At 61.1% G+C, this 12,033-nt stretch carries 10 protein-coding genes; 8 read left to right on the forward strand and 2 right to left on the reverse strand.

Annotated features, from left to right (window positions below):
• Positions 1–119: 119 nt before the first annotated feature.
• The gene (locus AC07E3_RS18695; protein ID WP_478363973.1) at positions 120–1,772 is read left to right on the forward strand and encodes a vWA domain-containing protein; all 1,653 of its coding nucleotides are present in this window, start codon (positions 120–122) and stop codon (positions 1,770–1,772) included.
• A 98-nt stretch (positions 1,773–1,870) separates the two neighbouring features.
• Positions 1,871–2,560 (forward strand): HAD family hydrolase, encoded by a 690-nt coding sequence (locus AC07E3_RS18700; RefSeq protein WP_478363975.1) that lies wholly within the window; start codon positions 1,871–1,873, stop codon positions 2,558–2,560.
• 113 nt (positions 2,561–2,673) lie between these two features.
• On the opposite strand, the gene AC07E3_RS18705 is transcribed toward AC07E3_RS18700, so the two are convergent.
• Positions 2,674–3,261 carry a hypothetical protein gene (locus tag AC07E3_RS18705; protein WP_336066020.1) on the reverse strand — a complete coding sequence of 196 codons (588 nt, stop codon included), beginning with the start codon at positions 3,259–3,261 and terminating at the stop codon, positions 2,674–2,676.
• Positions 3,262–3,514: 253 nt separating this feature from the next.
• Between AC07E3_RS18705 and thrC the strand changes: the two genes are divergently transcribed.
• Genes thrC through AC07E3_RS18725 form a run of 4 tightly spaced genes read left to right on the forward strand, consistent with a single transcriptional unit; the run spans position 3,515 to position 9,747 of the window.
• The gene (gene thrC, locus AC07E3_RS18710) at positions 3,515–4,918 is read left to right on the forward strand and encodes a threonine synthase (protein ID WP_478363977.1); all 1,404 of its coding nucleotides are present in this window, start codon (positions 3,515–3,517) and stop codon (positions 4,916–4,918) included.
• A 24-nt stretch (positions 4,919–4,942) separates the two neighbouring features.
• Positions 4,943–6,235, forward strand: coding sequence for a M16 family metallopeptidase (locus AC07E3_RS18715; protein ID WP_065816064.1), 1,293 nt, complete (start codon positions 4,943–4,945; stop codon positions 6,233–6,235).
• A 15-nt stretch (positions 6,236–6,250) separates the two neighbouring features.
• Positions 6,251–6,853 (forward strand): GNAT family N-acetyltransferase, encoded by a 603-nt coding sequence (locus tag AC07E3_RS18720; protein ID WP_322339475.1) that lies wholly within the window; start codon positions 6,251–6,253, stop codon positions 6,851–6,853.
• A gap of 5 nt (positions 6,854–6,858) precedes the next feature.
• Positions 6,859–9,747: an EAL domain-containing protein gene (locus AC07E3_RS18725; RefSeq protein WP_478363980.1), complete on the forward strand. Its 2,889-nt coding sequence runs from the start codon at positions 6,859–6,861 to the stop codon at positions 9,745–9,747.
• 42 nt (positions 9,748–9,789) lie between these two features.
• On the opposite strand, the gene AC07E3_RS18730 is transcribed toward AC07E3_RS18725, so the two are convergent.
• Complete coding sequence (locus AC07E3_RS18730) at positions 9,790–10,371, reverse strand: YqgE/AlgH family protein (RefSeq protein ID WP_065816511.1); 582 nt, start codon at positions 10,369–10,371, stop codon at positions 9,790–9,792.
• A 179-nt stretch (positions 10,372–10,550) separates the two neighbouring features.
• Here AC07E3_RS18730 and AC07E3_RS18735 point away from each other — a divergent pair, with 179 nt between their 5' ends.
• Complete coding sequence (locus AC07E3_RS18735) at positions 10,551–11,348, forward strand: protein-disulfide reductase DsbD domain-containing protein (RefSeq protein WP_336066028.1); 798 nt, start codon at positions 10,551–10,553, stop codon at positions 11,346–11,348.
• A 36-nt stretch (positions 11,349–11,384) separates the two neighbouring features.
• Positions 11,385–11,897 (forward strand): redoxin family protein, encoded by a 513-nt coding sequence (locus AC07E3_RS18740; RefSeq protein ID WP_478363982.1) that lies wholly within the window; start codon positions 11,385–11,387, stop codon positions 11,895–11,897.
• Positions 11,898–12,033: the final 136 nt, after the last annotated feature.

Genomic DNA, 12,033 nt, shown 5'->3' on the forward strand with positions numbered 1-12,033 from the left:
TACCTGCCGTTATGGTTACGGAAGATGGTAAATATTCCGTAAGGGTCCGCGCCGATTTGCGGCCCATGCGAAGCTGTGCAATCTTCCCTTGCGTCAAGTTTCACCCACGGAGATCCGGTATGATCCGCATCCGCCTGTTGAGCGTCCTGGCAGCCCTGTTGTTTGCCTTCCCCGCGATGGCCGCAGGCAAGACGATCATCGTCCTGGATGGCTCCGGCTCCATGTGGGGACAGATCGACGGCACGACGAAGATCGAGATCGCACGCGACACGCTGCGCAAAGTCATGGAAACGCTGCCCAAGGATACCGAGCTTGGCCTCGTGGCCTACGGGCACCGGGAGAAAGGTTCCTGTTCCGACATCGAGATCGCCATTCCGCCGGCAACGGGCACGGCAGCCGCGGTTGCCGATTTCGCCGACCGCCTCAATCCGAAGGGCAAGACTCCGCTCACCGATGCGGTTCGGAAGGCCGCCGAGGAACTGCGCATTGAAGAAAATGCTGCGACCGTCATCCTTGTCACCGACGGGCTGGAGACCTGCAACGCGGACCCCTGCGCGCTCGGCCGCGAGCTTGAGGCCTCTGGCGTCGATTTTACCGCGCATGTGGTCGGTTTCGGCCTGTCCGAGGAAGAAGGACAGGAAGTTGCCTGTCTCGCAGAAAACACCGGCGGGCTCTATCTCAAGGCAGATGACGCAGGCCAGCTTGCCGAGGCGCTCGAAACCACGGTCGCAAAGGCGCCGGACCCGAAGCCAGAGCCAAAGCCGCAACCGGCCAGTGTCGAGTTCAATGTGCGTGGCATCGCACGCCTTTCGCAGGATGGCCCGGACATGGCTGACAGTTCGGAAGTGCGCTGGGACTTCATCCCTTTGGACGCAAATGGCGAGCCCGCGAACCGCAGCGCAGACGGCGGCTATCGCGGCGTTTTCGCTGCCAGCGTACCCGCCGGTTCCTATCGTGCGAAAGCGCGGCTTGGCCGCATCACATTCGAGACCGATGTGGAACTGACCGACGACAAGACAACGGACGTCATTGCCGTGCTCGATGCCGGGCTCGTCGAAATCACGCCGAAACGGACCCCCGAAGACAACGAGGCCGACACGGGCGCGCGCGTCGACGTGCATTTCGACGGCACGAAGGATGGCGGATATGGCCAGACACGCGTTTGGGCAAAGGCCGGTTCCATCAAGGTCACCGGGCGGATCGGCAAGGCCACCGTCGAAGAAAGCCACGAACTCGCCGCCGGCGAGACCCTCAAACTCGACTTGGTCATCGGCTCCGGCCTTGTCGTCCCGTCTGCCGTTTATGCGGAGGGCGGGCCGGAGGTGGAAGGCAACGCAATTCGCTTCGAGGTCCAGGACGCCAGGGCCGACATTAACGGAAAGCGCAAATCGCTTGGCGGCCAGTATGGCCCAGGCAAGCAGGGAATGGATGTTCCACCCGGCGATTACATGCTTTATGCGCGCCTCGGAAAGGCCGAAGCCATGACGCCGATCAGCGTCAGGGCGGGCGAACGCACCGAGGCGACGATCAATATCAATGCCGGCGTCCTCGCCGTCTCCGCTCCGGGCGCCTACAGGATCGAATTTCTTGAGGGCAAGAAAGACATCCAGGGCAACCAGAAGAATCTGGGCGGCACCTATGACGTCGAGGCACAGGAGACTTTGCCGCCGGGAGACTATGAAGTGCTTGTGCGCTACGAAGGCGACAGGGCGGAACAGCGCCGGAAAGCCAGCGTGACCGCTGGCGAGCGCACAGAGGTCGTCGTCGAATAGCGCGTTCAGCCATGGCTTTGTGGAGTTGTCTCGGGGCGGCATAACGGCTATGCCCCCAACGCGCCGCCATCAGGCTTCAATTCAGAACAGGTCTTGCCATGCCAGCTCCCGAACTCGTCATCTTCGATTGCGATGGCGTTCTCGTCGATTCGGAAATCATCGCGTCGCGTGTCGAAGCGCGGGTGCTGACGGAAGCGGGCTTCGAGATCACGCCTGAGGAACTGGCCAGCCGCTATGCCGGCCTCACCTTCAAGGACATCCTTTTATCCATCGAGGAAAATGCCGACGCGCCGCTGCAGGCCACGCTGATCGATCAGGCTGAAAGCGAAGTCGACAAGAAAGTACGCAAGGAGGTGAAGCCTCTGGAAGGCGTGCACGAAGCAGTCGCTGCCGTCACCATGCCGAAATGCGTCTGTTCGAATTCGAGCCACGAGCGGGTGGAGGCGATGCTATCCCGTACGCGGCTTCTGCCCTTCTTCAAGGACCGCATCTATTCCTCTCTGGAAACGCCCACGCGCCAGCCCAAGCCTGCGCCGGACGTATTCCTTTATGCCGCCGAGAAGATGGGAGCCGCACCCGGGCGCTGCTTCGTCATTGAAGATTCAGTGCACGGGATCGCCGGCGCGAAAGCCGCCGGCATGCGCGTCATCGGCTTCACCGGTGGAGCGCACATCCAGCCCGGCCATGCTGACCTTTTGATGGAAGCGGGCGCGGAGACTGTCATTCACCGCTTCCAGGACCTTGCCGGTGTCATCGAAGCCCTGTCGGAATGGAGCGAGGATGCCTGAGGGAAACCCTGACAGATTGATTCAGCCCGCACTCCAAACACCCTGATATTCCACAAAAAACGGGGGACCTGCCCCCGCCTTCATCTTGAACGGTTTAGAGACCGACCGCAAGGTTAGCGGCCGCCGTTCGGCCCCTCGTCAAACCCGACCATCAACTGAATGCTGCGATCGGGCGTCCCCGTGATCATCACATTCGGATCGTTGAAGATGAACTGGGTTGCGCCGGCGGTGTCGCTGATCGCGACCTGATGCTGGAACAGCTTCGAATAGACAACCTCGCCGCCACGAACGGCAACGATGCGGATCGGCATTGTGATCGTGCCGGTATTGCCTTTCGGACCCGGGACGACGCGTCCTGCCACGGCCACCGTCATGCCGAACGAGCCCGTGCCGTAGGTACACTTGCGCGTCACATCGGTGATCGAGGCCTGATAGATCACGCTGCCGGGCTGGTCCTGCCCGCCCTTTTCATAGGTGGTGAAATAGGCCGTGCCTTCTCGCAGGGAGACCGGTGGGCAGAAAGCGCGCAATTCGCTTTCGCGCACCACATCCTCAGCCTGCCCGGCTGCCTGGGTACCCTGCTGTTGAAGATTGCCGCCCTGCATGTCCAGTCCACCCGTCGCATCGTCGGACTGGCAACCGGAAACGATGGCAGTGGCGGAAAGCAGGAGAGAACTGATGAAAAGACGATAATTGACCAAGTGACATGCCCCGTGGATCTGCGCATTCTGCAAGCACCGGCAACGACCGGGCAAAAAAGCAACGGAGAGATGACAGATTTTTCCGGCAAATTCCAGAAAACCCGTCATCGACATTCAATTTCCGTGCGGTTTGAGTGGAAAACCGGTTCCCACCCGTCCAGATCATGCTCTATACCAGACGCGCGGCCGGAATGCGACGGGCTCTTGCGGGCGCCGGCTGTCCTCCCTCGCAGTTCATGAGGCTATACGACGAATGGCGACAGATTATATCAGCACGCGTGGCGATGCGCCGGCGCTTGGGTTTTCCGATGCCATGCTGGCAGGGCTTGCCCGCGACGGCGGTCTTTACGTTCCCCGCGCATGGCCGCAATTCTCCGCTGACGATATCCGTGCCATGCGCGGCCTGGGCTATGGCGAGATCGCCTTTCGCGTGCTCGCTCCCTTCGTGGGCGATGAAATAGACGCATCGACCCTGCGCCGCATCATTGACGAGAGCTACGCCACTTTCCGCCACCCGGCGGTGTGCCCCCTTGTTCAGAGCGGTCCGAACGAGTTCATCTTGGAGCTTTTTCACGGCCCCACCCTCGCCTTCAAGGACGTCGCCATGCAGCTTCTGGCGCGGCTGATGGATCATGTTCTTGCCGAGCGCGGCGAGCGTGTCACCATCGTCGGCGCGACATCGGGCGACACCGGGGGGGCTGCCATAGAGGCCTTTGCCGGGACCGAGCGGGCGGACGTGTTCATCCTCTTCCCCGAGGGGCGTGTCTCCCCGGTACAGCAGCGCCAGATGACCACATCCGGCGCCGCCAACGTGCATGCGCTTGCCGTCAAGGGCAATTTCGACGATTGCCAGGGCCTGCTCAAGGACATGTTCAACGATCATGGTTTCCGTGACAGCGTTGCTCTTTCCGGTGTGAATTCGATCAACTGGGCCCGCGTTATGGCCCAGATCGTCTACTACTTCACCGCCGCCGTCTCACTCGGCGGTCCCGACCGCACGATCTCTTTCACCGTACCCACCGGCAATTTCGGCGATATTTTTGCGGGCTATGCGGCAAAGGAAATGGGCCTGCCCATCGACCGCCTCGTGATCGCCACCAACGACAACGACATTCTCGCCCGCACGCTCGCCACCGGTGAATACGCCACGCGTGAAGTGGTGGCGACCACATCGCCCTCGATGGACATTCAGGTTTCCTCCAATTTCGAACGCCTGCTCTATTTTGCTTCCGGCAGGAATGCGGATGAAATCCGCCGCTACATGCAGATTCTGAAGCAGTCGGGCAGCTTCACGGTCGAGCCAGAGACGCTGGAGGTCATCCGCAAAGGCTTTTCTGCCGGTCGCTCGGAGATGGCGGAAACGGCGCAAACGATCGGCGCGGTCCGGCGCGAGAGCGGCTATCTGCTCGACCCGCACACAGCCACGGGCGTGAAGGTTGCGCGTGCAATGCCGGCATCGGCCTCGCCCATGGTGGTGCTGTCGACCGCCCATCCGGCCAAGTTCCCGGCTGCCGTCAGGGATGCCAGCGGCATCGAGCCGGCCCTGCCCGAATGGCTCGGCGACCTGATGAAACACAAAGAGTCCTTTACAGTCCTTCCCTCAGATTTAAGAATGCTGCAGGATCACATAAGCCGCCATGCCAGAGCGGCGCGTTGAGTTTGTTCAAGGAGTGAGAAGCATATGGGTGTTGAGGTAAGCCGTCTGTCGAACGGCCTGACGGTCGCAACCGAAACCCTGCCTCATCTGGAAACCGTTGCGCTGGGCATCTGGGTCAAATCCGGATCGCGCAATGAGCATGAGAATGAGCACGGTATTGCGCATCTTCTCGAGCACATGGCGTTCAAGGGAACGACCAAACGCAGTGCCCGTCAGATTGCGACCGATATCGAGGATGTCGGCGGTGAGATCAACGCTGCGACCAGTGTCGAGACAACCGCATTCTATGCACGCGTTCTCAGCGCAGACATGCCGCTGGCGGTAGAACTCCTTTCCGACATTCTGACCGATTCCAAATTCGACCCGCACGAGCTGGAACGCGAGCAGCATGTGATCCTCCAGGAGATCGGCGCCGCGCACGACATTCCCGACGACATCGTTTTCGACCGTTTCACCGAGACGGCGTTCCGCCATCAAGCGCTTGGCCGTTCGGTGCTCGGAACCCCCGAGACGGTCCAGTCCTTTACCCCGGACCAGCTTCGCGGCTTTCTCGAACGCCAGTACTCGGCCGATCGCATGGTCATTGTCGCCGCCGGCGGGCTGAAGCACGAAGACTTCGTGCGCGAGGTGGAAAGCCGCCTGGGCAGTTTCCGCAGCAAGGCCGAAGGCACCACACCGCCCTATGCACACTATGTGGGCGGTGACTTCCGCGAGCACCGCGATCTCATGGATGCGCAGATCATTCTGGGCTTTGAGGGCCGTGCCTACCATGTGCGCGACTTCTATGCCTCGCAGGTGCTCTCCACCATTCTCGGCGGCGGCATGTCCTCGAGGCTTTTCCAGGAAATACGCGAGAAGCACGGCCTCTGCTACTCGGTCTATGCCTTCCACTGGGGATTTTCGGACACCGGTATTTTCGGCATCCACGCGGCGACCGGCAAGAGCGACATTGAAGAGCTTGTGCCCCTGCTCCTCGGCGAGTTACAGAAAGCGGGGCAGGCCATCGGCCAGGACGAGCTCGACCGGGCACGTGCGCAATATCGCGCCGGCCTCATGATGGCGCGTGAAAACCCGGCAAGCCGCGCCTCGCAGATCGCGCGCCAGCTTCTGCTCTACGGCCGGCCGATCGATGTGGACGAATTGATGGATCGCCTGTCCAACCTCACCGTTGATCGCCTGACCGATCTTTCGCAGCGTCTCTTCACCTCCAAGCCGACCGTTGCGGCGATCGGCCCCGTCGGCAGCCTTGCACCCTTCGAATCCATTCAGGATGCGCTCGCCGATCAGGGGTCCATGCCTCGCAAGCTCGCCGTGTAGGATCGTCGCAGACATATGCTGGACGTGCCCTTCTTCCGCCGCCCGCCTCCGGCGCTCAAGGGCGAAACCGTGTTCCTCAGAACACCGGTCATGGGCGATCATGCGGAATGGGCAGCCCTGCGCGATGAGAGTCGCGGCTTTCTCGTGCCCTGGGAGCCGAGCTGGGCACCCGACGAATTGTCCAGAAGCGCTTTCCGGCACCGGCTCAAGCGCTATCGCACCGAGTATGACAACGGCACCGGCATCAGTTTTTTCGTCTTCGATGCACCGACCGAAGCGCTGGCGGGTGGAATCACACTCTCCAACATCAGGCGCGGCGTCGCGCAGACCGCCAGCATAGGCTACTGGATGGGCGAGCGATATGCCGGTCGCGGCATGATGCTTTCGGCCCTGCGGCTGCTCATTCCCTATGCTTTCGACGGCTTGCGGTTGCACCGCCTGGAAGCCGCCTGTATTCCAGACAACAAACGTTCTGTCGGTTTACTTGAAAAAGCCGGATTTCAGCGCGAAGGCCTGCTCAGGTCCTATCTCAGGATCAACGGTACTTGGCGTGATCACTATCTCTATGCGCTGGTCGCTGAGGAGCGTCACGTGCCTGCATTAGAAACACGAGGCTGATTTCCTTGTCGCGTTCCCTCTTCCCCGCTTTTCTGGTGGCCCTGGCCGCGGCATTCATCACCCTTGTTTCAGCCGTCGGCACGGCAGAAGCGATCGAACCGATCAAGATCGCCCGTGATGATGTGGCGCTCGATCTGTCGGGAGCGGTGGAAATCTACCGCGCGCAGGGAGACGCGTTTCAGGTGTCGACAGCGCCCGACGTCGACGGCATCGTCCGGCGCATCGAGGTGGAAGCGCAGGATGAACGTTCCACAGGAGACTGGGCGGTGTTCGCGCTCGCCAACACGACGGACCAGCAGCTTGACCGCCTCATCGTGGCGCCGCATTTCCGTCTGGTCGGCTCAGGCCTTGTCTGGCCCGACCTTGGCTCGCAGCGCATTGCCGCCATTACACCGAGTTCCGGTTTCACGCTCGACAGGCAGGAAAGCCCGGATGCGGATGAGTTTCACGTCACGCTCAATCCCGGCTCTGTCGTCACCTTCGTCGCCGAGCTTTCCTCGCCAAACCTGCCGCAGGTCTATCTGTGGGATCCCGGCGCCTATAAGGACACGGTGAACGCCTACACGCTCTTCCGCGGCATCGTCATCGGCATTGCCGGCCTGCTGGCCCTGTTTTTGACCATCCTGTTCGTGGTCAAGGGAACCTCGATGTTCCCGGCCACGGCGGCGCTGGCCTGGGCGGTTCTTGCCTATATCTCCATTGATTTCGGGTTCCTGAGCAAGGTGATCGAGATTACGCCTGGCAACGAGCAGATATGGCGCGCCGGTACCGAGGTCGGTCTGGCCGCCACGCTTGTGGTTTTCCTCTTTGCCTATCTCAATCTCAACCGCTGGCACGACCATTTCAGCTATGGCGTGCTCGCCTGGATCCTGGGTCTCGGCATCATTGCCGGTTTCGCCATCATCGACCCCGCCGTGGCGGCCGGCATCGCCCGCATTTCCTTTGCCGCCACAGCCGTGGTCGGCCTTGGCATCATCATCTATCTCAGTCTTCAGGGCTATGACCGTGCCATCATGCTGGTTCCCAGCTGGGTCATGATCATCGCCTGGATGGTCGGCTCGTGGATGGCGATCACCGGGGTTCTCGACAACGACATTGTCCAGCCGGCAATCGGCGGCGGCCTTATCCTGATCATTCTCCTGATCGGCTTCACAGTCATGCAGCACGCCTTTGCCGGCGGCGCTCTCTTCCAGGGCCTGTTCAGCGACATGGAGCGTCAGGCGCTGGCGATCTCTGGCTCGGGAGACGTGGTCTGGGACTGGGACGTTTCGCGCGACCGCATCATCACGCGACCCGATGTCAGCCGCCAGCTCGGCCTCCCCTCGGGCAGCCTGCATGGCCCGGCCCGCGACTGGCTTTCAACCCTCCATACCGAGGACCGCGACACATTCCGCACGACGCTCGACGTGGTGCTCGAACAGCGCCGCGGGCGCATCTCCCAGTGCTTCCGCCTGCGCGGTGCGGACGGTCATTATCACTGGTTCGATCTGCGCGCGCGCCCTGTCATCGGTTCCGATGGCCAGGTCATCCGCTGTGTCGGCACCATGGTTGATGTCACCGAGCAGAAAAAGGCTGAAGAGCGCCTCCTGCACGACGCGGTTCATGACAATCTTACCGGGCTTCCAAGCCGGGAGCTGTTCCTCAACCGGCTCGATGCGATCATTTCCATAGCCCGCATGGAGCAGCAGGTACGACCGACCGTCTTCGTGATCGACATCGACCGTTTCAAGCAGGTCAATGAGGAGCTCGGCATCTCGGTGGGCGACACGATCCTGCTCACCATTGCCCGCCGGCTGCACAGGCTCCTGAAGCCGCGCGATTCGCTCTGCCGCCTGTCCGGCGACCAGTTCGCCATGATCCTTCTGTCCGAGCAGGAGCCAGCGCGCATTGCCGCCGTGGCAGACGCGGTCAAGCAGGCGATCCGCACTCCGGTTACCTTCGCCCGCCGCGAGATTGTCCTCACCTCCTCCATCGGCCTCATTTCCTGGACCACGACACAGGAATCGGCGGAGGAGATGCTCAAGGACGCCGAACTCGCCATGTATCAGGCCAAGCGTTTCGGTGGCGACCGGATCGAGCCCTTCCGCCCTGCCTTCCGCTCGAACGACAACAATCGCCTGCGCATGGAGGCGGATCTGCGCCGCGCGATCGAACGTTCCGAGCTTAAGCTTGTCTATCAGCCGATCATTCGCCTGGAAGATCAGACCATTGCCGGCTTCGAGGCTCTTCTGCGCTGGGATCACCCGCGCCGCGGTGCCATCCCGCCATCGGACTTCATACCGATTGCCGAGAGCTCCGGCCTGATCGTCCAGCTTGGCCTTTTTGCCATGCAGCAGGCGGCCGAGGATCTTTATCGCTGGCAGAAGCAGTTTCCGGATTTGCCGCTCGTCATGTCGGTCAATCTCTCAAGCCGGCAGCTTATCCGGCGCGATCTCGTGGGCGACGTACGGTCTGTCATCGCCCGTTCGGGCGTTTCACCGGAGAGCTTCCGGCTTGAGCTGACCGAATCCGTGGTCATGGACAATCCCGAGCAGTCCGCCCATGTGCTCGAGAAGCTGAGGCAGATCGGCATCGGCCTGTCGCTGGACGATTTCGGCACGGGCTATTCTTCGCTGTCCTATCTATCGAGCTTCCCTTTCGACACCATCAAGATCGACCGGCGCTTCCTGGAAGATCACAGCGCACGTGGCATCGTCATGGTGCGTTCCATGGTCAAGATGGCCAAGGAGCTCGAACTGTCCGTCGTGGCGGAAGGCGTGGTCGATCACCAGGATGCGCAGCAACTTGCCGAGATGGGGTGCGACTACGCCCAGAGCTTTGTTTTCGGCGAACCGGAAGATGCCGAAACCACCGGCAAACTCCTGTTCGAGCATACCACCGCAGCCAAGTCTTGAGGTTAAGGAGGCAGGACGTGGGCCGGGAAGAGGCCTTTCCTCTCAGGCGTGGCCGGCAATCTGGCTGAGATTTGCCGCATCAATGCCAATCGATGCGAGGACGCCATCATATTTCTGTTCGATATTGCCCTCGAACAGGAGCTGCGGCGTTGCCGGACAGGTCAGCCAGCCGTTCTCGCCGATCTCCATTTCAAGCTGCCCGGCGCCCCAGCCGGCATAGCCGAGCGCCATCAGGGCATGACGCGGCCCCTGGCCGAGCGATATGGCTCTGAGCATGTCGACCGTGGCCGTCAGACAGATGCTGTCGGAAACCGGCATGGAAGACTCCACAACATAGTCGTCCGTATGCAGCACGAAGCCCCGGCTTCGGTCCACGGGGCCGCCATTGCGCACGGGCATGTTGCGCGCTTCCTGCGGCAGCCGGATGGCTTCCGACTGTTCTAGAATGCCGAGCTGCACGAGGATATCGGGAAAAGCGAGCTGCTGCGGCTGGTTGATGATCAGCCCCATCGCCCCCTCCTCGCTATGGGCGCACAGATAGATCACCGCGCGCGCAAACCGTTCATCGCGCATGCCGGGCATGGCGATCAGGAAATGGTTTTCCAGATATGGAAGTGCCGTCATTTCCTTTTGTACCCTTGGTCCCTGCTGCATTCTGGGTTTCCGTGCTTTCAGCCTAACCCGTTTTCCCATGGCGTGAAAGGCGGATATCGCCCTGCCGCAGGCCGCCTGTCACGCATTTATGATGCTGCCAGAGCGAAGTGTTCCTTGCCGGCCCGGCCTCTCCGCTGCACTCTCCCACCATGATTCGAGCCGCATCCCTGACCCTTGCACTGATCATGGCCCCGCAGGCACATGGCGCGTCCAGCCAATGGCAGGAAAGCGAGGGCGGATCGGTTCGTCTCGTTACCGTCGGGCTTCCGGATGAAGACGGTCGTCTCCGTGGGGCTCTCGAAATCAGTCTCAAACCTGGCTGGAAGACCTATTGGCGCAACCCGGGCGCTGCCGGCATCCCCCCGCAGATCGATGTCTCCCGCAGTTCCCATATCCGCGCGGTCGAAGTGCAGTACCCGGCCCCGGAACGCATTCATGACGGTGAAACCCAGTGGGCGGGCTACAGGCAGTCCGTTTCGCTGCCCATCACCTTCACACTCGACCAGGCGAACGCTGCGACACTGATCGATGCGGACGTGTTTCTCGGCATCTGCGAGACGATCTGCATCCCCTTCCAGGCCTCCTTCACCTTCGACCCCGGCGCTGACGCCGACAATGTCAGCGACGCGCTCGCGGTCCGGCGTGCGTTCGCCTCCCTTCCCGCCCCCGCCGATGCGACGTTTGGAATCGCTTCTGTAGAGAAAACGGGAGGCGCGCTTGTCCTAAAAGGGAGCGTGCCCGCCTCGACGCAGGATCCAGTCCTCTTCCTCGATCATGCGCACGCTCATTTGCTCGGGACACCGAGGCTGGAGGCCATTGATGACGGCGCCACCAGGTTCGTTGTTGAAATATTGGACGGCGATGTCGGGAAACTTGAAAATAGCGATCTTATATATACGCTGACGGCTGATGGAGAGGCTGTCTCAGGGGATATTGAAATCCCCTGAAAATCATTGATTTTAAATAGTTTTCAGGAGCCCCTGATGAAAGTTTCCGTTGGTGATCGCATTCCCGATACAAACTTCAAGAAAGTGAGCGCCGAAGGCGCGAACGATGTCGCCGCGCCCGACTTCTTTGCAGGGCGCAAGGTCGTCCTCTTCGGCGTACCCGGGGCCTTTACCCCGACCTGCAGCAACAGTCATCTGCCGGGCTTTGTCGAAAATGGCGATGCGATCCGCGCCCGTGGCGCCGATGACATCGCCGTCATCTCCGTGAACGACGCCTTCGTGATGCAGGCCTGGGCCGGTTTCACAGGCGCAGAAGACAAGATCACCTTCATTGCCGATGGCAATGGCGATTTCACCAGGGCGCTCGGCCTCGATACCGATCTTTCGGTTGCGGGTCTCGGCAGCCGTTCCAAGCGGTATTCGATGATCGTCGATGACGGCGTCGTGAGCGCGATCAACATCGAGGAGAATCCCGGACAGGCCGAAACAAGCGGCGCCGCCCGCATCCTCGATCAGCTTCAGGCGCAGAATCACCTGGCGTCCGCATAAATGCGGAAAAGCAGACAGATAGAACGGAGCGATGTTTCCCTAGTACTACAGTTGCAGATGGCCTCTTTTCTTGTAGTGAGCGATCATGGCCTGGGCTTGATGCCGTCGTCGCCAAAGCGACCAGGCGAAAATGAAG

This window comes from Nitratireductor lacus, from assembly GCF_056431025.1.